The following is a 26,324-nucleotide window of genomic DNA, read 5'->3' on the forward strand; positions in this document are numbered from 1 at the left end:
GCCGGGAGACCCCGTATTCAACCCGTCAGTTGAACGAGCCGGGGAGGGAGCCGTGCGGCACGTAGTCCGACGGCACCACGCCGAGGCGGCCGCGCTGGTAGTCCTCGAACGCCTGCTGCACCTCCTCGCGGGTGTTCATCACGAACGGGCCCGCCCACGAGACAGGCTCGCGGATCGGCTGCCCGCCCAGCACCACCACGTCCAGCGACGGGTGACGGGACTCCTGCCTCGTGCCGCCCTCGACGGTGATCAGGTCCCCGGGGCCGAACACGGCGAGCTGGCCGGTGCGGACCGGGCGCCGGTCCGCGCCGACGGTGCCGGACCCGCTCAGCACGTAGACCAGCGCGTTGTAGGGCCGCGGCCAGGGCAGCCGCAGCTGTGCGCCGGGGGAGACGGTCGCGTGCACCATCGCCATCGGGGTGTGGGTCGAGCCCGGTCCGGACGCGCCCGCCACGTCGCCGGCGATCACCCGCAGCAGCGCGCCGCCGTCGGGCGTGGTGACCAGGGCGGCCTCACCGCCGCGCAGGTCCTGGTACTTCGGCGGCAGCCACTTGTCCGCGCGCGGGAGGTTCACCCACAGCTGCAGGCCGTGGAACAGCCCGCCGCTGCGCACCAGCGACTCCGGCGGGCGCTCGATGTGCAGCAGGCCCGAGCCGGCGGTCATCCACTGGGTGTCGCCGTCGGTGATCGTCCCACCGCCGCCGTGGCTGTCACCGTGCTCGAAGGTCCCGTCGATGATGTAGGTGACGGTCTCGAAGCCGCGGTGCGGGTGCCAGGAGGTGCCCTTCGGCTCGCCCGGGGCGTACTCGATTTCGCCCATCTGGTCCATGTGCAGGAACGGGTCGAGATCGCGCAGGTCCACCCCCTGGAAGGCACGGCGGACCGGGAAGCCCTCGCCCTCGTACCCGCGCGGGGCGGTGGTGACGCTGCGGACGCCCCGGTCCAGGTCGGTCGGGCCCGGGACGGGCACGCGGGGCAGGGCGCTGACGTCGGCGACGGAGACGGCGGGCATCGGGACCTCCACGGTCGGTGGTTGTTGCACGGTCAACGACCGCGCTGGCGCCCCGATTCCCGGGAGGCCAGACTGATCGCCATGACGCAGCTGTCGACGGTGTTGTCGGACATGTCGTTCCTCGAGGGGCCACGCTGGCACGACGGGAGGATCTGGGTCAGCGACTTCTACACCCACCGGGTGCTCTCGGCCCGCGCCGACGGGTCGGACCTGCGCACCGAGGCCGAGGTGCCCCAGCAGCCCTCCGGCCTGGGCTGGCTGCCCGACGGCAGGCTGCTGATCGTGTCCATGCGGGACCGGCGGATCCTGCGCCGCGAGACCGACGGCACCCTCGTCACCCACGCCGACCTGTCCGGCCACGCCGAGCACGTGCTCAACGACATGATCGTCGACGACGGCGGCGGCCTCTGGGTGGGCAGCTTCGGCTTCGACCTGATGAACGGCGCCCCGCGCGCCGCCGCGCCGCTGCTGCGCGTCGCGCCGGACGGTTCCGTGTCGGTGGCGAGCGAGCCGCTGCACTTCGCGAACGGACCCGCGCTGTCCGGTGAGGACCTCGTCGTCGCCGAGACCTTCGGCAACCGGATGTCCGCCTTCGCGGTCGGCGACGACGGCACGCTCGGCCCGCGCCGGGACTGGGCGCTGTTCGGTCCGCCGTCGGCCGCCGAGGACCCGTTCGACGCCATCGCCGAGCTCACCGTCGCCCCGGACGGCATCTCCGCCCCCGACGCGGAGGGTGCGATCTGGGTCGCCGACGCCATCGGCAACCGGGCGATCCGGGTCCGCCCCGGCGGGATGGTCGACGGCGAGGTCTCCACCGGCCAGGTCGGCACCTACGCCTGCGCACTCGGCGGCGACGACGGCCACACCCTGTTCCTCTGCACCGCCCCCGGGTTCGCCGAGCACGAGCGCCGCGACACCCGCCTGGCGCAGCTGCTCGCCGTCCGGGTGGACGTCCCGGCGGCCTGAGCCCGTGCCCTCCCTCGACGAGACCGCCGCCCGCGCGCTGCTGACCGGCGCGCAGGTGGCGCGGCTCGCGACGATCCGCGCCACCGACGGCACCCCGCGCCTGGTGCCGGTCACCTTCGCACTCGTCGACGGGCTGGTGGTGTCGGCCGTCGACGACGTCAAGCCCAAGCGGCACCGCCGCCTCGCGCGGCTGCGCGACATCGAGGCCGACCCGCGGGTGGCCCTGCTCGCCGACCACTACGACGACGACTGGTCGCAGCTGTGGTGGGTCCGCCTGGACGCCACCTGCGCGATCCACGACGACGGCGACCTGCACGCCCGCGCCGTCGCGGCGCTCGCGGAGAGGTACGAGCCGTACGCCGCGCAGCCACCGCAGGGCCCGGTCCTGGCCCTGACCCCCACCCGCTGGACCGCCTGGACCGCCACCCCACCCCCATGATCACGTGTCCGCGCGCGGATCCGGACCCCGCGTGCGTCCCGTCGCGCGCGCACCGCGGTTCCGCGCGCGAACCCATGATCAGGGCAGGGTGCGCAGGAACGCGGTGATCGCCTCGGCGGTCTCGTCGGGGAGCTCCAGGTGGGGCGCGTGCCCGCACGGCAGCTCGGTGACCGTGACCGGGCCGGACGCCCGCTCGGCCACCGCGCGCACGTGCACAACGGTGCCGTAGGGGTCGTCATCGCCCTGCAGACCCAGCACCGGGGCGGTGATGCCGGCCAGCGCGTCGCGGACGTCCCAGGAGGTGAACTCCTCGGCCAGCCACATGTCGTTCCACCCGCGGAACGCGGCGTCCGGGTCGTCGTGGTGGCGGGCCATCCGGGTGCGGAGGTCGCCGTCGTCGAACGCGGTGCGGGCCGCCCGGATCGCGGTGAGGGCGAACGGCTCGGTCAGCACGTGCGGGGCGAGGACCACCACCCCGCTCACCGGCATCGCCGCGGCCGCGAGCAGCGCGATCGTGCCGCCGTCGGAGTGTCCGACGAGGACCGGGCGGTCCAGGCCGAGCGCGGCGCACAGGGCCGGGACGGTCGTCGTCGCCTCGGTCGCCATGAACGCCGTGGTCCGCGGGTCGCGGGGCCGGTCGGAGCGGCCGTGCCCGAGCCGGGAGTACGCGACGGCCCGGCGCCCGGACGCGGCCGCGACCCGCTCGGGGAACCCGCGCCACAGACCGACCGAGCCGAGCCCCTCGTGCAGGAACAGCAGGGGCGCACGGCCGTCGCCGGGGCCGCCGGTGTCGGAGTACTCGTGGCGCAGACCGTCCAGTTCGAGCAGCGACGTCGCAGGCACATCACGATCGTAGTGCTCGCTGTTGCGCCGTCCGGAACGGTCGTGAAGGCTCGTTTGCGTGATTCCCGACCTCCGGCTGACGTCGCGTCTGCACGTCGACCTGTGCCGGATGTGGTCGTCCGCCTGTCGTTGACGCCTGCCCGCGTGTCCTGAAGCCGACCGGGACGCGGAGAGTCGACGACCCCCGAGAGGACGTGCCCCCGTGGCCGATCCGCCCGTTGCCGTACCCCGGACCAGGACGATCCGCCTGGTCACCATCCTGCTCGCGGTACTGCTGGCCGCATCCGGCTGCGCGTCCGCCGGTGCCGGCGGCCCGACCGTCCGGCTCGCCCAGTTCCCGTGGAGCGCGGCGAAGCTGACCAACGCGATCCTCGGTGAGGTCGTCGCGACCCACCCGGAGCTCGGCGTCGGGCGGCTCAAGACCATCCAGGTCGGACCCGCGACCGCCTGGGCCGGCGCCCAGCGCGGCGACGTCGACGCCCTCACCGAGGTCGCGATGCCCAACCAGTCCGAGCTGGCCGCGAAGGCGCAGGACCGGATCGGGCTGGTGCACCCGACCTACCAGGGAGCCGAGCAGGGCTGGTACGTCCCCAGCTACGCGGTCGAGCCGGGTCAGCCGCTGGCCGGGCTGACCAGCGTGACCCAGCTGAACGACTACGCCGACGCCCTCGGCAACCGGCTCGTCGACTCCGACCCCAGCTTCCTCACCACCGAGTACAACGCGAAGCGCCTCGCCGGCTACCGGCTGGACCTGGAGCAGGTGACCTCCAGCGAGGCCGCGCAGATCGCGGAGCTGCGCCGCGCCTACGAGCGCCGCCAGCCGATCCTGGTCTACCTGTACCGCCCGCACTACATCTTCGAGGAGCTCCGGCTGACGAAGCTGACGGAGCCGACCCCGGCACGGGAGGACTGCTACACCACCGGCGACGGCGCCTGCGCCATGCCGGCGTACTCGGCCTGGACCGCGGCGAGCCCGGACCTGGCACGCACCAGCCCCGGATTCGCGGCGATGCTGCGCCGGTTCGAGCTGCCGCTGGCCGATGTCGAGCAGATGCTCCAGCGGGTCGACGTGGACAACGAGGACGTGGAGGTGGTGGCGCGGGACTACGTGACCGCGCACCCGGACCGCGTCCGCCAGTGGGTGGGAGCCGGAGCATGATCGAGGTACGGAACCTGACCAAGGTCTTCGGCGACGGCAGGGCCGCCGACGAGGCCGTCCGGCTCGCCGGGGAGGGCGAGGGGCGCAGCGGGATCCAACGCCGCACCGGCGCCACCCTCGCCGTGCACGACGTGTCCTTCGACATCGCCGACGGCGAGCTGTTCGTGATCATGGGCCTGTCCGGGTCGGGCAAGTCGACGCTGGTCCGGCTGCTGAACCGGCTCATCGAACCGACCTCGGGCAGCATCACCGTCGACGGCCGCGACCTCGGCTCCCTCGGCGACGCCGACCTGCGCACCCTGCGCAACGAGCGGATCGCGATGGTGTTCCAGCACTTCGCACTGCTGCCGCACCGCACCGTCCGGCAGAACGCCGAGTACGGGCTGCAGATCCGCGGCGTCGACGCCCGCGCCCGCCGGGAGAAGGCGGAGTGGGCGCTGGAGCAGGTCGGCCTCGGCGAGCGCGCCGACGCGCTGCCCGGCCAGCTCTCGGGCGGCATGCAGCAACGCGTCGGGCTCGCCCGGGCGCTGGCCAGCGACACCGACGTGCTCCTGATGGACGAGCCCTACTCCGCGCTGGACCCGCTGATCCGCCGCGACATGCAGCAGCTGCTCGTCCGCCTGCAGCGGGACCTGAAGAAGACCATCGTGTTCATCACCCACGACCTCAACGAGGCCATGCTGCTCGGCGACCGCATCCTGCTGCTCAAGGACGGCCGCCTGGTCCAGGTCGGCACCGGACCGCAGATCCTGGAGTCCCCGGCCGACGACTACGTCGCCGAGTTCGTCTCCGACGTCGACCGCAGCCGGGTGCTCACCGCCGCCGACGTGATCCGCGAGGCCCGCATCACGGTGACCCTCGACGAGCGCCCCGCCGACGTGCTGGTCCGGCTCGGCCGGGCCGAGGCGACCGGCGCCTACGTCGTCGACGACGACCACCGCATCCTCGGCGTCGTCCGCGACGACTGGCTCGGCCACGCCGCGGGACGGGGCGCCACCGGCATCGACCGGTCCGCGCTGGTCGAGGAGTACCGCACCACCGAACCGGACCGGCCGCTCATCGACCTGCTGCACCAGGTCGGACGCAACCCGGTCCCGCTCGCGGTGGTCGACGACGGCCGCCTCACCGGCGTCGTCCCGCGGGGTGCCGTGCTCGCCGCCCTGTCGACCCACGACGAGGCCACCGCCGACGGGAGGAACGCCTGATGCCCAGGTTCGAGTTCGGGAGCTACGTCGAGGCGTTCATCCTCTGGCTGCTGCAGAACGCCGGGGTCGTGTTCGACGCCATCGGGGTCGCGATCACCGCGGTCGTCGAGGCCGTGACCTCGATCTTCACCGCCCCGGTGTGGTGGGTCTGGCTGGTACTGCTCGTGGCGCTCGCGCTGCTCGTGCGCGGGGTCGGGTTCGCGGTGTTCACCCTGGTCGGCTTCCTCCTCGTGTCCTCGTTCGACCTGTGGACCGAGACGATGGAGACCTTCGGTCTGGTGCTCGTCGCGGCGCTGATCGCGGTGGCGATCGGTGTGCCGCTGGGCATCTGGGCCGCCCGCAGCCGCGCGGCGAGCCGGACGCTGCGCCCGGTCCTCGACCTGGCGCAGACGGTCCCGGCGTTCGTCTACCTGATCCCGGTGGTGCTGCTGTTCGGCATCGGCGTGGTGCCGGGCGTCGTCGCGACGATCGTGTTCTCGATCGCGCCGGCGGTCCGGCTCACCGAGCTGGGCATCCGGGGCGTCGACGGCGAGGTCGTGGAGGCCGCGCACGCGTTCGGGGCGCACCCGCGTCAGATCCTGCGCGAGGTGCAGCTGCCGATGGCGCTGCCGTCGATCATGGCCGGCGTCAACCAGGTGATCATGCTGGCGTTGTCGATGGTGGTCGTCGCGGGCCTGGCCGGTGCCGACGGGCTGGGCACGACGGTGGTCAGCGCGGTCACCCAGCTCGACATCGCGACCGGCGTCGAGGGCGGGCTCGCCGTCGTCATCGTGGCGATCTTCCTGGACCGGTTCACCTCGGCACTGGCCGAACGCCCCGAGGGGAGCCTGCTCGCGCGGCTGCGCGCCCGCCGGCCGCAGAAGGCCGCGGCGCCGGCCGCCGAGCACACCTCCCCGGCTCCGGCCGGTTCCGCGGTGAGCGGCGCGAACGCCTGACCGGGCGTCGCCTCGGCCCGGCCGGCATCAGAAGATCACCGGTTGTGGAGCGATCCGTTCGCGACGCGGGCGCCGTCCTCCACAACCGGTGATCACCGCCGTGCCTCCCGCGGGGACCCGGACGCGGGAGCGCGTGGTCCCGCGCTACCGGCCGGTGCCGGGGGCCCGGGCGGGCAGCCCCCGGACGAGGACGTCCAGGAAGACCGCGAAGTGCGGCGTCCCCGCGCCGGGGTGCTGGGCGTTCTCGACGGCGGCCAGCCAGCCGACCGTGCACGTGACGAAGATCTGCCAGCTCTGCTCGGCCATCGCCCCGTCGACGCCGTCGCGGACCAGCGCCGTGACGACGGTGTCCCGGATCCGCTCCACCGACGGCCCGTGGTGGCGGTGCGGCCGGGACAGGTGGGTGGCGTAGCCGGGCAGGGCGAGGAACTCGTCGTGCATGGCCCACCCCAGGCGTCGCAGGAGCTCCGGGGCGGTCGGTGGTTCCCCGGCGGCGCCGTCGATCCTGCGCACGACGCGGTCGACCAGGGTCCCGCTGACCAGGTCGACCAGCTCGTCGCGGGTGCGCACCCAGCGGTAGAGCGCCCCGTGGGTGACCTGCAACCGCGCGGCCACCTCGCGCACGGTCATCGTGTCGAGGTTCGCGGTGGCGGCGACCGCCTCGACGATCGCGTCGCGGCTGATCCGCGCCGGGCGGCCCGGCGGTCGCTTCGCTGCGGGCTCCTCCGGCGTCCGGGTCATGCCCCGGACTCTAGGACGTGAGCCGGCTCGGCCGGGTTCCCGAATCGGTTAGTATCCGACGGTTACTAACTGGCGGTCGGCGGGAGAGCGGGGAGCGGTATGACGATCACGGGAACGGCGACGGACACGGTCCGGGGCACGGTGGCCGACGGGTTCGAGCCCGTGCGGGACGCGTTCGCCGCGCTGCTCGCGGCCGAGGGGGCGCCGCTCGACGCCCAGGTCGCGGCCCGGTACCGGGGGCGCCCGGTGGTGGACCTGTGGGCCGGGCCGGAGACCGCGCCCGACTCGTTGCAGGGCATCTACTCGGCGTCCAAGGGCGTGACGCACCTCCTGGTCGCGCTGCTCGTCCAGCAGGGCGTCCTCGACCTGGACGAGCGGGTCGCGCACTACTGGACGGAGTTCGCCACCGGTGGGAAGCAGGACCTGCTGCTGCGCGAGCTGCTCGCCCACCAGGCGGGTCTGGTCGGCACACCCGAGGGGTTCTCCGTCGACGAGCTCTCCGACGACCACCTGGTCGCCGAGCGGCTCGGCGCACAGCGCCCGTTCTGGCGTCCCGGCACGTCGTCGGGCTACCACGCCCTGGTGGAGTCGGCCCTCACCGGCGAGGTCGTCCGCCGCGCCACCTCGGCCGAGGTCGGCGCGCTCGTCCGCGAGCTGCTGACCGGGCCGCTGGGCCTGGACCTGCACCTCGGGCTGCCCGCGGAGGACGAGCAGCGGTTCCTCGCCCCCCAGCCCATGATCGCCACGCCCGAGCGGCTGCGGGAGCTCGCCGCGGGCGCGGGTGCACCGGACGGTCTCCCCGGGATCGCGTTCAACCGCAGGCACCCCGACGGCTGCGAGGTGTGGGAGCTGCCCGCCCACCCGGTCGTCCGTTCCCGCGGGCCGGCCTCGCTCGGCGGGATCGGGACCGCCCGCGCGCTCGCGACGCTCTACGCCGCGGCGACCGGCCCGGTCGACGGCCGCCCCGCGCTGCTCCGCCCGGACACCCTCGCCGCGTTCGCCCAGATCCAGACCGCCGGGTTCGACCTGGTCCTGCGCCGGCACAAGGCGTGGGCGGTCGGGTTCCACGCCTCCTCGGAGGTCTACCCGATGCTCGCGGCCGGGTCGTTCGGCCACAGCGGAGCCGGCGGCCAGCAGGCGCTCGCCGACCCGCGCAACGAGCTGTCCTATGCCTTCCTGCGCCGCCGCTTCCTCGTCCCGAGCCAGGCCGACGCCGACCACGCCCGGCTGCTGACGGCGCTGCTCCGGTCCGTCCGCGAGTCGGGCGCCGCGGCCTGAGTCAGCTGTCGAGCCGGGCGGCCAGCCGGGCCGGGGCCACGCAGCGCCACGCGTCGGTCACGATCTCGGTGATCTCGTCGCGGTCGGCGGCGTCGGGGCCGGTGCCGTCGAGCACCACCCCGAGCCAGCCGCGGTGGCCGACATAGGCGGGCCGGAAGAACCGGGCCGGGTCCTCGGCGACCAGCTCGGCCTGCACGCCCGGCGGCGCGGCGCACCAGAACGCCAGGTGCGGGTGGCCGTGGTGGTGCTCGGCGTAGGAGACGAACATCTTCCGCACGAACCACGACGGCGACCCGTGGCTGACCTTCTCGGTCACCTCGGGCAGGGACAGGCAGATCTCCCGCAGCCACGGCAGCGGGTCGGCGGGGTCCGGGTGGCGTGCGGTCACGGGCGCCCCGGGGACGGCCGGTAGGTCCCCACGCTCCACGTGTTGCCCTCCGGGTCGGCGACGGCGCACTCGCGCGAACCGTAGTCCTGGTCGACCGGCGCCATGGTGATCTCCGCGCCGGCGGCGGCCGCGCGGGCGTGCACCGCGTCCGGGTCGTCGCAGGTCAGGTAGATCACGGCGCGACCGGTGTCGAAGCGGTCGCCCCCGGCGCGGCGCGGTCCGATCAGGACCAGGCCGGTGTCGTCGCCGTCGTCCCAGGCGAGCTCGGCGTGGGCGACCCCGCCGTCGTCGCCGGTGTGGACGGCGACCTCCCGGAAGCCGAGCGCGGTGGTGAGGAACGCGATCGCGGCGCGGGGGTCGTCGTAGCGGAGGGTGGGGTGGATGCTCATGACGCCCGATCCTGACCGGGACGCGGCGGCGCGTCTTGAAGCAATGGGAACTGCTCGGCCCGGAACGCGGCGGGCGTGATCCCCGCGAGCGCCCGGAACTCGCGGGTGAGGTGGGCCTGGTCGGCGTAGCCGCAGCCGGCGGCGACCACGGCGAGCGGTGCCCGCCCGGCCCCGACCAGCTCCGCGGCGCGCGCGAAGCGCAGCACCCGGCGGACGGTCCCGGGCGCGAGACCGACCTGGGTCCGGAACCGGGACTGCAGGTGGCGGCGGCTCCAGCCGGTCTCGGCGGCCAGCTCCGCGACGCCGACCCGGCCCGCGGTCGCACTGAGCCGGTCCCACGCGTAACGCACCTCGGGTGCGGGGACGCGGGCCCGGTCGTCCAGGAGCCGGTCCGCGAGCAGCGCGCTGACCAGCGCGAACCGGCCGTCCCAGGTCGGCTCGGCGGCCAGCCGGGCGGGCAGCGCGGCGAGCACGGGGTCGTCGAGCTCGTCGAGGCGGGGCACCGTGCCGCCGGGCAGCGCCCGCCCGCCGAGGAGGGTGTAGGTCGCCGCCGGGGTCAGGTCCACCTGCACCCCGGCCTGCGGGCCGGTGAACTCGGTCAGCACCCAGGTGTCGCTCAGGCCGCCGACGAACGCGGCCGCCGACCCGGTCCCGACGGCCGGCCCGGACAGCGTCAGCGGGTGCAGCCCCAGGATCAGCGCGGTCCCGGCGGACGGCGGCTGGCGACGACGCAGGGGAGCGGCGGCGTGCTCGCGGTAGCCGAGGTAGCGCAGCACGTGCCCGCGCAGCGCGGCGGGCGGTCGCCCCGGCACGTACTCGGCGGACATGGACGATGTTGTACCCCCACTCCTCATCCGGCGGCCAGCGCGACCGCCAGGCCGAGCATCACCGTGGCGACGACGCCGTCGAGCACCCGCCACGCCGTCGGCCGGGCGAACAGCCCCGCGAGCCGCGCCGCGCCGAAGCCGAGCCCGGAGAACCAGATCAGGCTGGCCACGACCACCCCGGCGCCGAACGTCCACCGGCCGTCGTCGCCGTGCGCGGCGGCCAGCGACCCGAGCACCAGCAGGTCCAGCATCATGTGCGGGTTGAGGAAGGTCAGGGCCGCCGCGCTCCCCAGGACGGGCACGAGCGGCCGGGCCGAGCCGTGGGGGTCGGCGTCGAGCGCACCGGGCCGGAGGGCGCGCCGCAGCGCCAGCAGGCCGTAGGCGGTCAGCCACACCACGCCGCCCCAGCGCACCACCTCGACCAGCCCCGGTACGCGGTCGACGAGCAGCCCGACGCCCGCGACCGCCGCGGTCACCAGCACCAGGTCGGCCAGCACGCAGAACACGACCACCGCCGGCACGTGCTCGCGTCGCAGCCCCTGCCGCAGCACGAACGCGTTCTGCGCCCCGATCGCCGCGATCAGCGACAGTCCCGTCCCGAATCCCGCCAGCACACTCACGTCACCGACGCTAGGCCGACCGCGTCAGGAAGACGTCAGCAACTGAAAGAACGTCATGAACTGTAGATCTGCTTCATGTACGACCGGGAGCGGCTGGCCACCCTGAGCGCCGTGGTGGAGGAGGGCGGTTTCGACGCCGCCGCCGCGCGGCTGTCGATCACGCCGTCCGCGGTGTCCCAGCGGATCAAGGCCCTGGAACGGCAGGCGCGCCGGATCCTGGTGCGCCGTACGCGTCCGTGCGTCGCGACCGAGGAGGGGGCCGCGCTGCTGCGGCTGGCCCGGCAGATCGCGGTGCTGGAGGGGGAGGTCGAGGCCGGGTTCGGCAGCGCCGACACCGCGGGCACGCACCTGCCGATCGCGGTGAACGCGGACTCGGTGACCCACTGGTTCCTGTCCGCGGTGGTCCCCCTGGCCGCCCGGCACGGGGTCCGGCTGGACCTGCACGTCGACGACGAGAAGTACACCGCGGCCCTGCTCCGTGAGGGCTCGGTGGTCGGGGCGGTGACGACGTCGTCGGCACCGGTGCAGGGCTGCGCGGTCCGGCCGCTGGGCGCGACCCGCTACCGGCCCGTCGCCGCCCGGGCGGTGTACGACCGGTGGTTCGCCGGGCGGGACCCGGCCGAGGCGTTCCCGCTCGCCCCGCGGGTCGACTTCGGGTCGAAGGACGTGTTGCAGACCCGGTTCGTCCGCGGGCTCACCCACCGGCCGTGCACCGGCCCGGCGCACCGGGTGCCCGCCGCCGACGGCTACCACGAGGCGATCCGTGCGGGTCTGGGCTGGGGGATGTTCACCGACGGCCCGGCCCGGGAGGCCGCGGCCGCCGGGCGGCTCGTGCTGCTCGACACCGAGCGCCACCTCGACGTCCCGCTGTACTGGCAGCACTGGAAGCTCAGCACCACGGTGCTCGACGCGCTCACCGAGTCGGTCTGCGCGGCGGCGGCGACGATCCTGGTGCCGCCGGCCCGCTGACCGGGAGGTCTCAGATCCCGGACCGCCAGGGGCGTCCGAGCCGGATGTCGCAGGTGATGACCCCGCGGTCGACGCCGGTGAGGTCCGCGATCAGGTCGCGGACCGCGTCCTCGGCCACCCGGGGGTCGTCGACGGTGGTCGACGCCTCGATGCCCGGCACGTAGAGGGTGAGCCTGCGGTCCGCCCGCCAGGCCACCACCTCGAAGTGATGGTCACCGGTCACCCGTCCACGGTAGCCCGGCCGCGGCGCGAACGGGGCGGATCAGCCGACGGTCGGGTCGGCGGCGCGGCCCGCGTCGGCACCCGGCTGCGTCTCGTCCTGCTGGGCGGGCACCGGGTCGCCGGTGGTCTCCGGGACGCCGGTCGGCTCGATCGGGGCCGGGGGATCGGTGGGGGCGACCGGGTCCGTGCTCGGCTCCGGCGTGGGCTCGGCCGACGGCGTGCTCGTCGGCGTCGGCGGGGCGGTCGGCTCGTTGGGCGCCAGGGTGGAGGGCGACTCGCCGATCGGCCTGAACGCCGGGAACTCGGCCGTGCCGGTGGTGCGCACGGTGTCGGACATGAACGCCTTCCACACCGATCCGGGCAGGTCGGCGCCGTTGATCGGGCGGCCCGCGGAGTCCTGGATCGGGTCGTTGCGGTCGGTGCCGACCCACACGGCCGTCGCGATCCCGGGGGTGAAACCGGCGAACCAGGCGTCGTTGTTCTGGCCCTCGAAGCGGGACTGGACGGTGCCGGTCTTGCCGGCGGCCTCCTGCCCGTCGGGCAGCTGCAGCCCGTCGTTGTCGACGACGTTCATCATCGCCTCGACGACGTTGCGCGCCACCTGCTCGGGGAAGCGCTGCTCGCCCTCGCCCGGCTGGTACTCGTAGAGCACCCGGCCGTCGGAGTCGACGACCTTGGACACCATGTGCGGGGCGTGCCAGACGCCCCCCGCGGCGATGGTGGCGTAGGCCGACGCCAGCTGGACCGGCGTGACCTCCTTGTTGCCCAGCGGGAGCCGCGCGTCGGGGTTCTCCAGCGGCGCGGTGATCCCGGCGAGGCGGGCGGCGTCGGCGACCTTCTGCGGCCCGACCTGCGCGGCGAGCTTGGTGAAGACGACGTTGTTGGAGATCGTCATCGCCTGCTTGAGGTCGCAGCGCGGGCAGTTGGCGCCCTCGGCGTTGCGCAGCCCCGGCCGCTCGGAGCCGTCGAAGGTGGTGCCCAGGCCGATCGGCGGGTCGTTCAGGAGCCCGGCGAGCACGGCGAACGGCTTGAACGTCGACCCGGGCTGCTTCATGACCTGGGCGTAGTCCAGGCCGGTGCCGTTCGACCCGCCGTAGTAGCCGAGGATGCCGCCGGTCCGCGGGTCGATCGCGACCGCGCCGGTGCGCAGCAGCTCCGGCTCGCCGCGCAGCTTCTGCTCGACCGAGTCGGTGAGCTGCTGCTGGCGCTGCGGGTCGATCGTCGTCGTCACCTGGAGGCCGCCCTGGGCGAACGCCTGCTCGGAGATGCCCAGCGAGCCCAGCTCGGAGCGGACCGCGTTGAGGATGTGGCCGCGGGCGTCGGTCAGCGACGACGAGCGCGAGGTGTTCTCCGGCGCGATGGTCTGCGGGAACACGGCGGCCTGCCGGTCGGCCTTGGAGATCCAGCCCTGGGCGGCCATGCCGTCGAGGACGAAGTTCCAGCGCTGCTTCGCCCGGTCCGGGGAGTTCGCCGGGTCCCAGTTGGACGGCGACTGGATGATCCCGGCGAGCAGCGCGCCCTCGCTGGGGGTCAGCTGGGCCGCGGGCTTGCCGTAGTAGGCGAGGCTGGCGGACTCGATGCCGTAGGCGCCGCGGCCGAAGTAGATGGCGTTGAGGTAGTCGTTGAGGATCTCGTCCTTGGACTTCTGCCCGGAGACCTTCAGCGAGACGATCAGTTCCTTGTACTTGCGCCAGTACGTCGCGTCGTTGCCGACCAGGGTGTTCTTGACGTACTGCTGGGTGATCGTCGACCCGCCGCCGACGCCGCCGGTCAGCTGGGCGACCATCGCCCGCAGGATGCCGGTGAAGTCGAAGCCCGGGTTCGAGTAGAACGACCGGTCCTCGGCCGCCAGCACGGCCTCGCGCACGTGCACCGGGATGGCGTCCATCCCGACCTTGATCCGGTTGCCCTGCTCGGGCACGAGGCGGGCGAGCTGGCCGCCGTCGGCGTAGGAGACGGTGGCGATCTGGTTCTGCACCGCGTCGTCGGTGCTGGGGATCGGGAACAGCAGCCAGCCGAGCCCGAGCAGCAGCAGCGGCAGCAGCACGATCGACGCGGCCGTCCCGACCAGCGAGTACACGACCTGCCGGCGACGCCGGGTCCGGCGCTCCTCGGGGGTGAGGGCGGCCTTCTGGTCGGCGTCGAGGATGCCGAGGCGGCGGCGCACGACACCCACGCCGGGCCCGACGAGTGCGATGACCCGGTCGAACGGTCCGTCGGGCTCGGCGCGGCGACGGCGGCGCGGGCCGGGGGCCGCGGCGTCGACGTACTCGGTGCCCGCCTCGTCGCCGGGGGCGGCGACCAGGGCGGTGGGCGCACCGCCGTCGCCGCGCGGGGCGGTGGCGGGCACGAGCCCGGTCGGGGCCTCGGCGGCGGGGGCGAGCGCGGTCGCGGCGTCGCCGGGTCCGGGACGGCGGCGGCGCCCGCCGGTGCGCGCGGGCAGGGCGTCGGTGGTGGACCCGGCGCCCTCGTCCGGCTCGGGACGACGACGGCGGCCGGTGCGGGTGGCCGCGGCGGCGCCGTCCGGGGCCGCCGGGCCCGGGAACGGTGCCGAGGGCGCGGCGACGGCCGTGGTGGCCGCAGCGGTGGCCCCGGTGCTGGCCGAGGTGGCGGCGGAGGCCGGGCCGGGCCGGGTGGCACCGGTCGGGGGCACGGCGGGGCGGGGGACCGGCGGCAGCGACGGGTGCTGCCCGGGGCGCGGCGCGGCCCTCTGCGGACCGGCGCCGGGGGCGCTCGGCGCCGCCGGGGCGGGGCGGGGCCGGGCCTGCGGCCCGGTGTTCCGGTGCCCCGGGGCAGGCGCGGCGCCGTGGGCGTCGCCGGTGCCGGGCCGTGGTGCCCCGGTCCCCGGGTGGTCGACCGGCCCGGCCGGGGCCGGCGCGGTGGGCTGCCCGGCCGGGAACGACGGCGCGGGGCCCGGTCGGCCGGGCCCGCCGGCGCCGGGGCGCCGCTGCGGGCCGGTGGTGTGCCGGGGCTCGGCCGCGGGGGGCGGGCCCGCGGGGGTCGCGCCGGTGGTGCCGGGCCGCGGGGTGCTGCCGGGCTCGCGGGGCACGGTGCCGCCGCGCACGCGCAGCCCGACCTTCGTGGTGCCCCCGGAGCCGTTGACGCCGGAGCCGTTGCCCCCGGATCCGTGGGTGCCGAAGCCGTTGCCGCCCGAGCCGCTGCCCGCGGGGCCGGGGGTGCCGGAGCCGCTGCCCCCGGAGCCGTTGCTCGAGCCGTTCGCAGAGGTGCCGTTCACGGGAGCGCCGTTCACGGGAGCGCCGTTCGCAGGGGCGCTGTGTGCGGGGGCGCCATCCGCCGGGGCCCCGGTACCGGGGGCGGCGGTCGCGGGAGCGGCCTCGCCGGCCCGCCGGGAGCGCCGACGGCCGGTGCCGCCGTCCTCCCCGGTGCCGCGTGCCCCGTCCGGGCCGGAACGTCCGGTCGACCCGGTCGCCCGGACGACGTCGGCGAAGGAACGGGCCTCCGGCTCGGCGGACCGCGCGCGCCGTCCACCGGCGGGGGCGCCGTGCCGGGCCGGGGCGCCGGAGTCGTCGCGGGCGACCTGGTCGCTGCCGTGCCGACCGGTCGGGCGCTCCTCGGTGTCGACCGCACGACCGGAGCCGGACGATCCGTGGGAATCGGACTCGGGGGAGCGGCGCGACCGCGGCGGTGGGGGCGGGCCTGCGGGCAACCGGCTCTCCCTTCTGGTCGACGGCCGGCGGAGCCGGACGGTGGCGTGGTCTCACCCGGTCAACGAGTTCGCTGTGTCAACGAGGGACCGGAGGGCGGCGTTGTGCCCACCTGATCGACGTCACTCGAATGTCGGCACGTCAGCGGGGTGATGGCGCGCTCCGTGACCGGATCGCCCGATCATGGTGCGGCATGCGGACCATCGTGCCCGCGGCCGAAGGGATGCACAGGCGACACGATCACTGCGTCGAGCAACGGCCGGTTGCGTGCGACGACGCGCGGGCGGCCCAGCGCCGGACGGCCGGACGGCCGCACCCGGCGGGACGACCGGCCGTCGTCGATCGACGGGCGGCGGCAACCCCGACGGCGACCTGCGGCGACGGGTCAGGAGAGCAGCGGGCCCATGCGGTCGCGCAGCGCGACCGCGGCCGACAGCGGCCGCACGAGCACGGTGAGCTCGCGGATCCGGCCCTCGTCGTCGGTGCGCAGGACGTCGACGCCCTGCACCTCGCGCTCCCCGACGGTCGCGGCGAACTCGAGGACGTGCCCGTCGTCGCCGGAGTACTCGGCGACGTAGTGGAACCCGCCGAAGACGGTGAACACCGCGCCCAGGATGGGGCGCAACGCGTCCCGGCCCCGGTAGGGGCGGTGCACGACCGGCGAGCGGAACTCGACGTCGTCGCGGCAGAGGGCGACGGCCGCGTCGAGGTCTCCGGCCTCGATCGCGGCCCGGAAGCGGGCGGCGGCGTCGTTCACGCCCGCGATCATGCCCCACACTCCCCGGGTCAGGCGGCCGCGGCCGCCGGGCGCAGGCCGACGGCGCCGGCCAGCAGCTCGTAGGAGCGCAGCCGGTCCTCGCCGCGGAAGGTCGAGGTCGTCACCATCAGCTCGTCCACCCCGGTCCGGGCCACGAGCTCCTCGACGCCGGCCCGCACGGTCTCCGGCGACCCGATGACCTGGTCGGCCTGGCGCTGCTCGACGAACGCCCGGGCCGCGTCGGTCCAGTCGAAGGCCGCGACCTCCTCGGGGCCGGGCAGCGGGCGTGGGTCGCCGAGGCGCAGGTGCAGGAACTGCAGCGCCGAGGGCAGTGCCAGCTCGCGGGCGCGCTCGTCGGTGTCGGCGCAGGTCACGGCGGTGGCGATCATCGAGTACGGCTGCGCCAGCATCGCCGAGGGCCGGAAGTGCTCGCGGTAGAGCTCCAGCGCGGGCAGCGTGTTCGCGGCCGAGAAGTGGTGGGCGAAGGCGAACGGCAGCCCGAGCATCCCGGCGACCTTCGCCGAGTAGCCCGACGAGCCGAGCAGCCACATCGTCGGCGCGTTCCCCGCGGCCGGGACGGCGAGCACCCCGGCGTCGCCACGGAAGTAGGCCGCGAGCTCCACGAGCTGGTCGGGGAAGTCGTCCGGGGCGTGCAGCCGGTCGGCCCCGGTCCCGCGCAGCGCGGCGGCGGTCCGGGGGTCGGTGCCCGGGGCGCGCCCGATGCCGAGGTCGATCCGGCCGGGGTGCAGTGCCTCGAGGGTGCCGAACTGCTCCGCGACGACGAGCGGGCGGTGGTTGGGCAGCATCACCCCGCCCGAGCCGACGGTGATCCGCTCGGTCGCCCCGGCCAGGTGCGCGATCAGCACCGGCGGCGACGAGCTGGCGATCCCGGGCATGCCGTGGTGCTCGGCGACCCAGTAGCGGGTGAAGCCCAGCTCCTCGGCCCGTCGCACCAGGCGGGTGCTGTGCGCCAGCGCGTCGGTGGCCGACGAGCCGTCGGCCACGGGGACCAGGTCGAGCACGGAGAGAGGGACCACGACGGCTGCAACACCCGCACCCGCCGGGTGTCTTCCCGGCGGTCGAAACCGGTTCGCGGCCCCCGACTAGCATCGGAGGTCCATCCGTTCGCACCACCCTGGAGGCACCCCCGTGTCCGCACCGTCCGCCCCGCCCGCGTCCGCCCCGATCCGGGTGCCGGCCGGGACGACCGCCGGCGCGCGCGTCCGGGAGGGCGGGCTGCCGACCAGCGGTCCCGAGGCGATCGTCGTCGTGCGCGACGCCGAGGGCGCCCTGCGCGACCTGGCCTGGGCCCCCGAGGCCGACGCCGAGGTCGTGCCGGTCCCGGCGAACACCGAGGAGGGGCGCAGCGTCATCCGGCACTCGGCGGCGCACGTGCTCGCCCAGGCCGTCCAGCAGCTGTTCCCGAAGGCCAAGCTGGGCATCGGCCCGCCGGTCACCGACGGCTTCTACTACGACTTCGACGTCGACACCCCCTTCACCCCCGAGGATCTGAAGAAGATCGAGTCGGCGATGAAGAAGATCGTGAAGGCGGGGCAGCGCTTCGAGCGCCGTCGCTACGCCTCGCAGGACGAGGCCCGCGCGGAGCTGGCCGACCAGCCGTACAAGCTGGAGCTGATCGACCTCAAGGGCGGCGCCGACGACGGCGAGGTCATGGAGGTCGACTCCTCCGGCGAGCTCACCGTCTACGACAACGTGCACGCCCACACCGGCGCCGTCGTCTGGTCGGACCTGTGCCGTGGCCCGCACCTGCCGACCACCAAGTTCATCCCGGCGTTCTCGCTGACCCGCTCGGCCGCCGCGTACTGGCGGGGCGACCAGCGCAACGCCCAGCTCCAGCGGATCTACGGCACCGCGTGGGAGTCGCAGGAGGCGCACGACGCCTACCTGGAGCGCATCGCCGAGGCCGAGCGGCGCGACCACCGCCGCCTGGGCAGCGAGCTGGACCTGTTCAGCTTCCCGGACGAGATCGGGTCGGGCCTGCCGGTCTTCCACCCCAAGGGCGGCGTCGTCCGCAAGGAGCTGGAGGACCTGTCCCGCGAGCGGCACGCCGCGGCCGGGTACGAGTTCGTCTACACCCCGCACGCCACCAAGGGCGCGCTGTTCGAGAAGTCCGGCCACCTGGAGTGGTACGCCGAGGGCATGTACCCGCCCATGCAGCTCGACGCGGAGTACACCGCCGACGGCGAGCTGAAGCGGCCGGCCGTCGACTACTACCTCAAGCCGATGAACTGCCCGATGCACAACCTGATCTTCGCCTCGCGCGGACGGTCCTACCGCGAGCTGCCGCTGCGGCTGTTCGAGTTCGGCACCGTCTACCGCTACGAGAAGTCCGGTGTGGTGCACGGCCTGACCCGGGCCCGCGGGTTCAGCCAGGACGACGCGCACATCTACTGCACCCGCGAGCAGATGCAGGGTGAGATCCGCAGCCTGCTGCAGTTCGTGCTGGACCTGCTGCGCGACTACGGCCTCGACGACTTCTACCTGGAGCTGTCGACCCGCAACCCGGAGAAGTCGATCGGCTCCGACGAGTCGTGGGCCGAGGCCACCCAGGCGCTGCGCGACGCCGCCGAGAGCTTCGGGCTGACCCTGCACGACGACCCGGGCGGCGCCGCGTTCTACGCCCCCAAGATCTCGGTGCAGGCCCGCGACGCGATCGGCCGCTACTGGCAGATGTCGACCATCCAGGTCGACCTGATGCTGCCGGACCGCTTCGAGCTGGAGTACACCTCCTCCGACGGCTCCCGGCAGCGCCCGGTCATGATCCACCGCGCGCTGTTCGGCTCGATCGAGCGCTTCTTCGGCGTGCTCACCGAGCACTACGCCGGCGCCTTCCCGGCGTGGCTGGCCCCCGTCCAGGTGGTGGGGATCCCGGTCACCGAGGCCCAGGACGACTACGTCCGCGACGTCGCCGCCCGGCTGCGCGCCGCGGGCATCCGGATCGACGTCGACTCCGGCGACGACCGGATGCAGAAGAAGATCCGCACCCACACGCTGCAGAAGGTGCCGTTCCTGCTGCTCGTGGGCGGTCGCGACGTCGAGGCCGGCGCGGTGAGCTTCCGCTTCCGCGACGGCTCGCAGACCAATGCGGTGCCGGTCGACGAGGCCGTCGCGGCGATCACCGCGTGGGTGTCGTCGCGCAGCAACGTCTCCCCGACCGCGGAGACCTTCCCCGCGTCCTGACGGTCGTGCGCCCGGGTGCCGCCCGGGCGCACCCCGTCACCCGCGGGCGTCCGGGTCGATCGCCGTGGTCAGCGACCGGGCGATCCCGGCGCCGAGCTCCTCCGGAGTGGACCTCCCGTCCGGGCGGTACCACTTGTAGCTCCAGTTCGCGGCGCCCAGGCACATGTTCATGTAGACCTTCGGGGTCATCCCGGTGAGTGCGCCGGGGTGCGCGGCGAGGTGGTCGCGCAGCGCGGTGAGGAAGACGTCCTCGAACGCGCGCCGTCGCCGGAGCACCTCGCCGGCCAGCTCGACCGGCAGCTCGTGCTCCTCCTCGAAGCAGACCTTGAGCAGCGACTGGTGCCGGCAGGTGTAGGCGACCCGGGACGCGATCAGGTCGCGGATCGCCTCCAGCGGTGAGCCCGCGGCGGCGAGGGTCTCGCGGGCGAGCACCAGGCTCTCGTCCAGCACGTCGGAGTAGAGCCGGACCAGCAGCTCCTCCTTGCTGCGGAAGTAGTGGTAGAGCGTCGGCTTCGACAGCCCGACCGCGGCCGCGATCTCGTTCATCGACGTCGCCCGGAAGCCGCGCCGGGAGAAGATCTCGGCCGAGAGCGCGAGGACGCGCATCCGACGGGCGTCCGCCTTGGTCAGGGCCGTGCCGGCCATCGGGTTCCTTCCGTCGTGCGGTCGGGCCCGCTCACGGTAGCCCCGGGGCGGGTTGACAGGGCTGCCCGGTCGGCCCAGTATTCGACCGTCCGGTCGGTCGATTTTGTGAGGCGCGCCATAGATGTGGGAGCTCGACGAGGAGCACGAGGCGTTCCGGCGGACCTGTCGGGACTTCACCGACCGTGAGATCCGGCCGGTGGTCGACGAGGCCGAGCAGGCCGGGGCGATCCCGATGCAGCTGTGGAAGCGTCTCGGCGCGGCCGGCCTGCTCGGGCTGGTCACCCCCGAGGAGCACGGCGGCTCGGACGCGGACGCCCTGGCCGTCGCGCTGCTGGCCGAGGAGCTGAGCAGGGCCACCGGCGGGATCGCGGTGACCGCTCTGGTCAGCGGGTACATGGCGGCGCCCCACCTGGTCCGCCACGGCAGCCCCGACCAGCAGCGGCGCTGGCTCGGCCCGCTCGCCGCGGGCGAGGCGATGGCCGGGATCGCGGTGACCGAGCCGGGGACCGGGTCCGACGTCGCCGGCATCACCAGCACGGCCCGGCCCGCGGGCGGGGGCTGGACGATCGACGGCCGCAAGATGTTCATCACGAACGCCGGGCTGGCCGACGTGCTGGTCGTCGCCGCGCGGACCGGCGGGCCCCGGCACTCGGGGATCACCCTGTTCGTGGTGCCCACCGACGCGCCGGGCCTGTCCGTGGGCCGCCCGCTGCGCAAGATGGGGTGGCACTCCTCGGACACCCGCGAGGTGGTCCTCGACGGCGTCGCCGTCGGCCCCGAGGACGTCGTGGGTACCGAGAACCGCGGCTTCCACCAGATCATGGAGGGGTTCCAGCTCGAGCGGATCGCGCTGGCCGGGATGGGGCTGGGCCACGCGGCGGAGTGCCTGGACCTGGTCCGGTCCTACGTCCGCGAGCGCGAGGCGTTCGGCGCCCCGCTCGCCCGGCTGCAGACGATCCGGCACCGCGTCGCGGTGATGGAGATCGAGCTGGACTCGGCCCGGCTGCTCACCCACCGGGCCGCGGCCCGGCTCTCCTCGGGGCACCCGGAGGCGGAGACCTCGGTGGCCCGGGCCAAGTACGTGGCCGCGATCGCGGCCAACCGGATCGTCGACGAGGCCGTGCAGCTGTTCGGCGGAGCCGGGTTCGTCGAGGAGTCCCCGGTCGCCCGGCACTACCGCGACGCCCGGGTCCTGCGGATCGGGGGCGGAACCGACGAGATCCAGCTGGAGATCCTCGCCAAGGGGACCGCCGGATGAGCGCCTCGACCACCGGCGCGCCGACCCGGGCCGACGTCGCCGCCGCCCGGGAGCGGGCGCTGGCCGGGGGAGACGCCTCCCGCTGGCCCGGGAAGATGCCGGTGCGCGACCGGCTGCGGGTGCTGTTCGACCCCGGCACGTTCGTCGAGGACGGTCTGCTCGCCTCCGGTGGCGGCCGACGGTCTGCCCGCCGACGGCGTCGTCACCGGGGTCGGCCGGGTGGACGGCCGCCGGGTCGCGGTGATCGCCCACGACTTCACCGTGAAGGCCGGGTCCTGGGGGGAGCTGACGTGCGAGAAGCAGATCCGGATCCTCGAACGCGCGGACCGCGACCTGCTCCCGGTGGTCTACCTGGTGGACTCCGCGGGTGGCCGGCTGACCGACCAGATGGGCTTCTTCCCCGGCAGGCGCGGTGCCTCGGCGATCTTCCACCTGCAGGTCCGGCTCTCCGGGCGGGTCCCCCAGATCTGCTGCCTGCACGGCCCCTCGGCCGCCGGCGGGGCCTACATGCCCGCCTTCTGCGACTGGGTCGGGATGGTCGAGCACCACGCCTCGATGTACCTGGCGAGCCCGCGGGTCGCCGAGAAGGTCACCGGTGAGCGCACCACCCTGGAGGAGATGGGCGGGGCGCAGATGCACGCCTCGGTCTCCGGCTGCGGCGACGAGGTGTTCGGCTCGGACTGGGAGACCGTCTCGGCCGCCCGCCTGCTGCTGTCCTACCTGCCCGACGACTACCGGTCCCCGCCCGCCCGCGCCGAGCCGGTCCCGCCGGAACGGGTGCTCGGCGACGTCGTGCCGCCCGATCCGAACCAGGCCTACGACGTGCGCGACGTGATCGAGGGCGTCGTCGACGCGGGAACCTTCTTCGAGATCAAGGCCCGCTGGGCACGCGAGATCGTCGTCGGACTGGCCCGGCTCGAGGGGCGGGTGGTGGGCCTGGTGGCCAACCAGCCCGACGTCCGCAGCGGCGCGATCTTCGTCGACTCCGCGGACAAGGCCGCCCGGTTCGTCTCGATGTGCGACGCCTACGGGATCCCGCTGGTGTTCCTGCAGGACGTCCCCGGGTTCATGGTCGGGGTGGACGTCGAGCGGCAGGGGATCATCCGGCACGGCGCGAAGCTGATCGCCGCGATGTCCTCGGCGGAGGTCCCGAAGTTCACCGTGGTGCTGCGCAAGGCCTACGCCGCCGGCTACTACGCGATGTGCGCCCCCGGCTTCGAGCCCCGCGCGACCCTCGCGCTGCCCACCGCCACCATCGGCCCGATGGCGGCCGAGGCCTCGGTGAACGCGGTGTACGCCAACAAGATCGCCGCCATCGGCGACGACGGCGAGCGGGCCGCCTACGTCGCGGCCCGCACCGCCGAGCAGGAGGCGGACGTGAACCTGCTGCGGATGGGGAGCGACCTGGTCGTCGACGCCGTCGTCGCACCGGGGGAGCTGCGCACCGAGCTCGTCGCACGGATGAACGACGCCGACGGCTGGACCCGCACGACCGGCCGTCGGCACCACCTGATCAGCCCTGTGTAGATCTGCGAGAGGACGACGATGTCCGAGAGCACGGACCCGCTGGCCGCGTTGATCGCGGAGCCGTTGCGGGTGCTGCCACAGCGGTGGCGGGTACCGGAGCGGGAGGCCGAGCTGGCCCACGTCCGCGGGTTCGGCACCGCCGACGAGTACTGGGAGTGGGCGGCGGGCCGGCAGCGCTGGATGCGGCCCTGGGAGCGGCTGCGCACCGGCGGGCTGCCCGACTTCACCTACTTCGACGGCGGCCTGATCAACGTCGCCGACAACTGTGTGGACCGGTGGGCCGAGGACCCCGCCACCCGGGACCGGGCGGCGGTGGTGTGGGAGGGCGAGCCGGGCGACACCCGCACGCTGACCTACGGCGAGCTGGCCGTCGAGGTGTCGGCGCTGGCCGCGGGCCTGCGCGAGCTCGGCGTGTCCCGTGGTGACGTCGTCGCAGTCTACATGCCGAACCTGGTGGAGGCGTTCACCACGATCCAGGCGTGCAACCGGATCGGTGCGGTGTACACGGTGCTGTTCGCCGGGTTCGGGGAGCAGGCCGTGGCGTCGCGGCTGGCCGCGGCGGGTGCGTCGGTGGTGGTCGTCGCGGACGCGAGCTACCGGCGGGGCAACCGGGTGGAGCTGCTCGCCACGCTGCGGGCGGCACGCTCGCGGGCCCCGTCGGTCCGGGCGACGGTGGTGGTCGACCGCACCGGTGACGACACCGCACTGACCGGGGGCGAGCACCGCTACGCCGACCTGCTCACCTCGGGGGCGGCCGGGTGCGACGCGGTGGCGCTGGACCCGAACGAGCCGGCGTTCCTGATCTTCACCAGCGGGACCGAGTCGACCCCGAAGGGGGTGGTGCACTCGGTGGGCGGGTTCCTGGTGGGGACCTGGGCGAACGCGTACTGGCAGGCGGGCCGCCAGGACGGGGACGTGTACTGGGTGGCGGCGGACGTGGGCTGGCTGACCTTCCCGATCCAGGCGGTGGTCGGCGGACTGGCGTGCGGGATGACGATCGCCTGCTTCGAGGGCGCGCTGGACACGCCGTCGAGCTCGCGGTTCTACGAGATCTGTGCCCGGCACCGGGTCACGAAGGTGCTGATGGCGCCGACGGTGGCGCGGATGCTGCGCAAGTTCGGTGACGACCTGGCCGCGGCGCACCCGGTGGCGCTGTCGTTGATCACGATGCAGGGCGAGCCGCTGGACGCGGACACCTTCGCGTGGACGACCCGGACGTTCGACGTGCCGGTGGTCAACGCCTACGGGCAGACCGAGACCGGCTCGACCTGGACCTATCCGGTGGCCGGGGTGGAGACGCTCAAGGCGGGCTCGGTGGGGACGGCGGTGCCCGGGCACGACTGGGTCGTCGTCGACGACGACGGGGTCGAGGTGGCACCGGGGGTGAAGGGGAACCTGGTGCTGACCGCGCCGTTCCCGACCCTGGCCCGGACGGTGTGGGGCGACCACCAGCGGTACCTGGACACCTACTTCGGGCGGTTCCCGGGCCGGTACGCCACCCACGACGAGGCGGTGGTCGACCACGACGGGCACCTGTGGGTGCTCGGCCGGGCCGACGACGTGATCAACGTGGCGGCGCACCGGATCTCGACGATGGAGATCGAGGCCGTGGTCACCGCGCACCCGGCGGTGGTGGAGGCGGCGGTGGTCGGGGTGCCGGACCCCACCAAGGGCACCGTCCCGATCGCGTTCGTCACCCTCGGTCCGGGCGACGGGTCCGGCGACGTCGCGGCCGAGATCGGCCGCCGGGTCGTCGCGGAGCTGGGTGGCTACGCCCGGCTGGACCGGGTGCACGTCACGACGGCACTGCCGAAGACCCGCACCGGGAAGATCATGCGCAGGCTGCTGCGCGACCTGGTCGTGCACGGCGAGCCCACCGGCGACACCTCCGCGATGGAGGACCGGTCCGCCCTCGACGTCACCGCCGCGGTGGTGCGCGGATGAGCGGCGCCGAGGTTGATGCCGACCGGGCCGACCGGGCCGTGTCCGGTCGCTGGTTCGAGGAGCTCGAGGTGGGGACCGTCGTCCGGCACGCCACCCGGCGCACCGTCACCGAGACCGACAACGTCCTGTTCACGACGATGACGATGAACCCGGCACCGCTGCACCTCGACGCCGAGTACGCCGCGGGCACCGAGTTCGGCCGCCCGCTGGTGAACAGCATGTTCACCGTCGCGCTCGTCGTCGGGCTCTCGGTCCCGGAGCTCACCCTGGGCACGATCGTCGCCCAGCTCGGCCTCGACGAGGTCGCGTTCCCGCACCCGGTGTTCCCGGGCGACACCGTCCGGGTGGAGACCGAGGTCGTCTCCGCCCGCGAGTCCCGCTCCCGGCCGGACGCGGGGATCGTCGTGTTCGAGCACCGCGCCCACAACCAGCACGGCGACCTGGTCTGCCGGGCCCGCCGCACCGGGCTGATGCACCGGCGCCCCGCTCCCGGGGGCCGGTCGTGACCCTCGCGGTGCGCAGCGTCCTGTTCGTGCCCGGCGGAGCCCCGGAGCTGCTCGCGAAGGTCGTCCGCAGCCGGCCCGACGTCGTCGTCGCCGACCTGGAGGACGCGGTCGCCCCCGCCGACAAGGCCCGGGCCCGCGACACGGTGGTCACCGCGCTCGCCGCGGACCGCCCCGGCGCGGGCACGGTGCTGATCCGGGTCAACCCGCCCGGCACGCCCTGGCACGACGACGACCTCGCCGCCGCGGCGGGCGCGGCCGCCGACGGGGTGGTCCTGCCCAAGTACGAGGACCCCGGCCGGCTCCGCGCGGTGCGGGACGCACTGCCGTCCGGGGCCCGCGTCGTCGTCGGGCTGGAGAGCGCGCTCGGGGTGGCCGACGCCCGTGCGCTGCTCGCCGAGGGGCCCGACGCCGCCTACTTCGGCGCGGAGGACCTGGTCGCCGACCTGGGCGGACGGCGGACCGCCGGCGGCGACGAGGTGCTGCACGCCCGCAGCGCCGTCCGGCTGGCGGCACACCTCGCCCGGGTCCCGGTGGTCGACCAGGCGGTCGTCGCCGTCCGGGACACCGAGGGGTTCCGCGCCGACGCCGCCCGCGGCCGCGACCTCGGCTACCACGGCAAGATCTGCCTGCACCCGCTGCAGGTGCGGGCGGCGCACGAGGTCTTCACCCCGTCGGCCGACGAGCTCGCCCGGGCCCGCCGGGTGCTGGACGCCGCCGGTGGTGGCGTCGGTGTCGTCGACGGGCGGATGGTCGACGCCGTGCACATCGCGATGGCCAGGGGTGTCCTGGCCCGGGCGGGGGACGCGTGAGGAACGCGCTCCGCCGGGA

At 74.6% G+C, this 26,324-nt stretch carries 25 protein-coding genes; 13 read left to right on the forward strand and 12 right to left on the reverse strand.

All coding sequences use genetic code 11. The annotated features are described in order from the left end of the window. Nucleotides 1–25: 25 nt before the first annotated feature. Nucleotides 26–1,012, reverse strand: a complete 987-nt coding sequence (locus KPL60_RS03860) for a pirin family protein (RefSeq protein ID WP_226364925.1) — start codon at nucleotides 1,010–1,012, stop codon at nucleotides 26–28. Between the two features lie 81 nt (nucleotides 1,013–1,093). On the opposite strand from KPL60_RS03860, the gene KPL60_RS03865 reads away from it, so the two are divergent. Both KPL60_RS03865 and KPL60_RS03870 read left to right on the forward strand, forming a co-directional pair. Continuing rightward, on the forward strand, nucleotides 1,094–1,978 hold the full coding sequence (locus KPL60_RS03865) for an SMP-30/gluconolactonase/LRE family protein (RefSeq protein ID WP_226364926.1): 885 nt from the start codon (nucleotides 1,094–1,096) through the stop codon (nucleotides 1,976–1,978). A gap of 4 nt (nucleotides 1,979–1,982) precedes the next feature. Next, nucleotides 1,983–2,417 carry a TIGR03668 family PPOX class F420-dependent oxidoreductase gene (locus KPL60_RS03870; protein WP_226364927.1) on the forward strand — a complete coding sequence of 145 codons (435 nt, stop codon included), beginning with the start codon at nucleotides 1,983–1,985 and terminating at the stop codon, nucleotides 2,415–2,417. A 78-nt stretch (nucleotides 2,418–2,495) separates the two neighbouring features. On the opposite strand, the gene KPL60_RS03875 is transcribed toward KPL60_RS03870, so the two are convergent. Further along, on the reverse strand, nucleotides 2,496–3,260 hold the full coding sequence (locus KPL60_RS03875; RefSeq protein WP_226364928.1) for an alpha/beta fold hydrolase: 765 nt from the start codon (nucleotides 3,258–3,260) through the stop codon (nucleotides 2,496–2,498). Nucleotides 3,261–3,462: 202 nt separating this feature from the next. Here KPL60_RS03875 and KPL60_RS03880 point away from each other — a divergent pair, with 202 nt between their 5' ends. From KPL60_RS03880 to KPL60_RS03890, 3 genes are read left to right on the forward strand one after another with little or no spacing between them, the layout of a single operon-like run. Further along, nucleotides 3,463–4,419 (forward strand): glycine betaine ABC transporter substrate-binding protein, encoded by a 957-nt coding sequence (locus tag KPL60_RS03880; RefSeq protein ID WP_226364929.1) that lies wholly within the window; start codon nucleotides 3,463–3,465, stop codon nucleotides 4,417–4,419. Next, nucleotides 4,416–5,624 (forward strand): glycine betaine/L-proline ABC transporter ATP-binding protein, encoded by a 1,209-nt coding sequence (locus KPL60_RS03885; RefSeq protein WP_226364930.1) that lies wholly within the window; start codon nucleotides 4,416–4,418, stop codon nucleotides 5,622–5,624. The genes KPL60_RS03880 and KPL60_RS03885 overlap by 4 nt, the downstream gene beginning before the upstream one ends. After that, entirely contained in the window at nucleotides 5,624–6,559 is a 936-nt protein-coding gene (locus KPL60_RS03890; RefSeq protein ID WP_226364931.1) for a proline/glycine betaine ABC transporter permease, read from the forward strand. Before KPL60_RS03885 ends, KPL60_RS03890 begins: the two co-directional genes overlap by 1 nt. Nucleotides 6,560–6,703: 144 nt before the next feature. On the opposite strand, the gene KPL60_RS03895 is transcribed toward KPL60_RS03890, so the two are convergent. Continuing rightward, nucleotides 6,704–7,300: a TetR/AcrR family transcriptional regulator gene (locus tag KPL60_RS03895; protein ID WP_226364932.1), complete on the reverse strand. Its 597-nt coding sequence runs from the start codon at nucleotides 7,298–7,300 to the stop codon at nucleotides 6,704–6,706. A 99-nt stretch (nucleotides 7,301–7,399) separates the two neighbouring features. On the opposite strand from KPL60_RS03895, the gene KPL60_RS03900 reads away from it, so the two are divergent. Next, nucleotides 7,400–8,578, forward strand: a complete 1,179-nt coding sequence (locus KPL60_RS03900) for a serine hydrolase domain-containing protein (RefSeq protein WP_226364933.1) — start codon at nucleotides 7,400–7,402, stop codon at nucleotides 8,576–8,578. A 1-nt stretch (nucleotide 8,579) separates the two neighbouring features. On the opposite strand, the gene KPL60_RS03905 is transcribed toward KPL60_RS03900, so the two are convergent. The 4 genes from KPL60_RS03905 to KPL60_RS03920 are packed head-to-tail and all read right to left on the reverse strand — an operon-like array spanning nucleotide 8,580 to nucleotide 10,802. Beyond that, complete coding sequence (locus KPL60_RS03905) at nucleotides 8,580–8,966, reverse strand: MmcQ/YjbR family DNA-binding protein (protein ID WP_226357409.1); 387 nt, start codon at nucleotides 8,964–8,966, stop codon at nucleotides 8,580–8,582. Next, nucleotides 8,963–9,355, reverse strand: a complete 393-nt coding sequence (locus KPL60_RS03910) for a VOC family protein (RefSeq protein ID WP_226357408.1) — start codon at nucleotides 9,353–9,355, stop codon at nucleotides 8,963–8,965. Before KPL60_RS03910 ends, KPL60_RS03905 begins: the two co-directional genes overlap by 4 nt. After that, nucleotides 9,352–10,182 carry an AraC family transcriptional regulator gene (locus KPL60_RS03915; RefSeq protein ID WP_226364934.1) on the reverse strand — a complete coding sequence of 277 codons (831 nt, stop codon included), beginning with the start codon at nucleotides 10,180–10,182 and terminating at the stop codon, nucleotides 9,352–9,354. Before KPL60_RS03915 ends, KPL60_RS03910 begins: the two co-directional genes overlap by 4 nt. 23 nt (nucleotides 10,183–10,205) lie before the next feature. Then, nucleotides 10,206–10,802: a LysE/ArgO family amino acid transporter gene (locus KPL60_RS03920; protein WP_226364935.1), complete on the reverse strand. Its 597-nt coding sequence runs from the start codon at nucleotides 10,800–10,802 to the stop codon at nucleotides 10,206–10,208. Nucleotides 10,803–10,877: 75 nt separating this feature from the next. On the opposite strand from KPL60_RS03920, the gene KPL60_RS03925 reads away from it, so the two are divergent. Beyond that, on the forward strand, nucleotides 10,878–11,771 hold the full coding sequence (locus tag KPL60_RS03925; protein ID WP_226364936.1) for a LysR family transcriptional regulator ArgP: 894 nt from the start codon (nucleotides 10,878–10,880) through the stop codon (nucleotides 11,769–11,771). Between the two features lie 10 nt (nucleotides 11,772–11,781). Here the strand turns inward: KPL60_RS03925 and KPL60_RS03930 are convergent, their stop codons facing one another. The 4 genes from KPL60_RS03930 to KPL60_RS03945 all read right to left on the reverse strand — a co-directional run bounded on the left by KPL60_RS03930 (nucleotide 11,782) and on the right by KPL60_RS03945 (nucleotide 17,452). Then, nucleotides 11,782–11,994 (reverse strand): hypothetical protein, encoded by a 213-nt coding sequence (locus KPL60_RS03930; RefSeq protein WP_073574628.1) that lies wholly within the window; start codon nucleotides 11,992–11,994, stop codon nucleotides 11,782–11,784. 39 nt (nucleotides 11,995–12,033) lie between these two features. After that, complete coding sequence (locus KPL60_RS33520; protein ID WP_255655312.1) at nucleotides 12,034–15,660, reverse strand: transglycosylase domain-containing protein; 3,627 nt, start codon at nucleotides 15,658–15,660, stop codon at nucleotides 12,034–12,036. A 383-nt stretch (nucleotides 15,661–16,043) separates the two neighbouring features. Beyond that, nucleotides 16,044–16,415: a nuclear transport factor 2 family protein gene (locus KPL60_RS03940; RefSeq protein WP_226364937.1), complete on the reverse strand. Its 372-nt coding sequence runs from the start codon at nucleotides 16,413–16,415 to the stop codon at nucleotides 16,044–16,046. A gap of 29 nt (nucleotides 16,416–16,444) precedes the next feature. Next, nucleotides 16,445–17,452: an LLM class flavin-dependent oxidoreductase gene (locus KPL60_RS03945; protein ID WP_226364938.1), complete on the reverse strand. Its 1,008-nt coding sequence runs from the start codon at nucleotides 17,450–17,452 to the stop codon at nucleotides 16,445–16,447. A gap of 112 nt (nucleotides 17,453–17,564) precedes the next feature. Here KPL60_RS03945 and thrS point away from each other — a divergent pair, with 112 nt between their 5' ends. After that, nucleotides 17,565–19,616 carry a threonine--tRNA ligase gene (gene thrS / locus KPL60_RS03950; RefSeq protein ID WP_226364939.1) on the forward strand — a complete coding sequence of 684 codons (2,052 nt, stop codon included), beginning with the start codon at nucleotides 17,565–17,567 and terminating at the stop codon, nucleotides 19,614–19,616. Between the two features lie 36 nt (nucleotides 19,617–19,652). On the opposite strand, the gene KPL60_RS03955 is transcribed toward thrS, so the two are convergent. Further along, nucleotides 19,653–20,261, reverse strand: a complete 609-nt coding sequence (locus KPL60_RS03955; RefSeq protein ID WP_226364940.1) for a TetR/AcrR family transcriptional regulator — start codon at nucleotides 20,259–20,261, stop codon at nucleotides 19,653–19,655. 121 nt (nucleotides 20,262–20,382) lie between these two features. On the opposite strand from KPL60_RS03955, the gene KPL60_RS03960 reads away from it, so the two are divergent. The 5 genes from KPL60_RS03960 to KPL60_RS03980 all read left to right on the forward strand — a co-directional run bounded on the left by KPL60_RS03960 (nucleotide 20,383) and on the right by KPL60_RS03980 (nucleotide 26,305). Further along, the gene (locus KPL60_RS03960) at nucleotides 20,383–21,519 is read left to right on the forward strand and encodes an acyl-CoA dehydrogenase family protein (RefSeq protein WP_226364941.1); all 1,137 of its coding nucleotides are present in this window, start codon (nucleotides 20,383–20,385) and stop codon (nucleotides 21,517–21,519) included. A 168-nt stretch (nucleotides 21,520–21,687) separates the two neighbouring features. Further along, complete coding sequence (locus KPL60_RS03965) at nucleotides 21,688–23,046, forward strand: carboxyl transferase domain-containing protein (RefSeq protein ID WP_226364942.1); 1,359 nt, start codon at nucleotides 21,688–21,690, stop codon at nucleotides 23,044–23,046. A gap of 18 nt (nucleotides 23,047–23,064) precedes the next feature. Next, complete coding sequence (locus tag KPL60_RS03970) at nucleotides 23,065–24,990, forward strand: AMP-binding protein (protein WP_226364943.1); 1,926 nt, start codon at nucleotides 23,065–23,067, stop codon at nucleotides 24,988–24,990. After that, a complete protein-coding gene (locus tag KPL60_RS03975) occupies nucleotides 24,987–25,496 on the forward strand; it encodes a MaoC family dehydratase (protein WP_226364944.1) in 510 nt (169 codons plus the stop codon). The genes KPL60_RS03970 and KPL60_RS03975 overlap by 4 nt, the downstream gene beginning before the upstream one ends. After that, the gene (locus KPL60_RS03980; RefSeq protein ID WP_226364945.1) at nucleotides 25,493–26,305 is read left to right on the forward strand and encodes a CoA ester lyase; all 813 of its coding nucleotides are present in this window, start codon (nucleotides 25,493–25,495) and stop codon (nucleotides 26,303–26,305) included. The genes KPL60_RS03975 and KPL60_RS03980 overlap by 4 nt, the downstream gene beginning before the upstream one ends. Nucleotides 26,306–26,324: the final 19 nt, after the last annotated feature.

The organism is Pseudonocardia sp. ICBG162 (assembly GCF_020496225.1).
In the GTDB taxonomy this organism is placed as follows: Bacteria; Actinomycetota; Actinomycetes; order Mycobacteriales; family Pseudonocardiaceae; genus Pseudonocardia; species Pseudonocardia alni.

What these genes read in the sequence shown, in the direction of transcription:
- KPL60_RS03885 (WP_226364930.1), top strand. Translation starts at nt 4,416, where the DNA reads ATGATCGAGGTACGGAACCTGACCAAGGTCTTCGGCGACGGCAGGGCC.
- KPL60_RS03975 (WP_226364944.1), top strand. Translation starts at nt 24,987, where the DNA reads ATGAGCGGCGCCGAGGTTGATGCCGACCGGGCCGACCGGGCCGTGTCC.
- KPL60_RS03970 (WP_226364943.1), top strand. Translation starts at nt 23,065, where the DNA reads ATGTCCGAGAGCACGGACCCGCTGGCCGCGTTGATCGCGGAGCCGTTG.
- KPL60_RS03910 (WP_226357408.1), bottom strand. Translation starts at nt 9,355, where the DNA reads ATGAGCATCCACCCCACCCTCCGCTACGACGACCCCCGCGCCGCGATC.
- KPL60_RS03925 (WP_226364936.1), top strand. Translation starts at nt 10,878, where the DNA reads ATGTACGACCGGGAGCGGCTGGCCACCCTGAGCGCCGTGGTGGAGGAG.
- KPL60_RS03860 (WP_226364925.1), bottom strand. Translation starts at nt 1,012, where the DNA reads ATGCCCGCCGTCTCCGTCGCCGACGTCAGCGCCCTGCCCCGCGTGCCC.
- KPL60_RS03895 (WP_226364932.1), bottom strand. Translation starts at nt 7,300, where the DNA reads ATGACCCGGACGCCGGAGGAGCCCGCAGCGAAGCGACCGCCGGGCCGC.
- KPL60_RS03865 (WP_226364926.1), top strand. Translation starts at nt 1,094, where the DNA reads ATGACGCAGCTGTCGACGGTGTTGTCGGACATGTCGTTCCTCGAGGGG.
- KPL60_RS03960 (WP_226364941.1), top strand. Translation starts at nt 20,383, where the DNA reads ATGTGGGAGCTCGACGAGGAGCACGAGGCGTTCCGGCGGACCTGTCGG.
- KPL60_RS03890 (WP_226364931.1), top strand. Translation starts at nt 5,624, where the DNA reads ATGCCCAGGTTCGAGTTCGGGAGCTACGTCGAGGCGTTCATCCTCTGG.
- KPL60_RS03955 (WP_226364940.1), bottom strand. Translation starts at nt 20,261, where the DNA reads ATGGCCGGCACGGCCCTGACCAAGGCGGACGCCCGTCGGATGCGCGTC.
- KPL60_RS03900 (WP_226364933.1), top strand. Translation starts at nt 7,400, where the DNA reads ATGACGATCACGGGAACGGCGACGGACACGGTCCGGGGCACGGTGGCC.
- KPL60_RS03915 (WP_226364934.1), bottom strand. Translation starts at nt 10,182, where the DNA reads ATGTCCGCCGAGTACGTGCCGGGGCGACCGCCCGCCGCGCTGCGCGGG.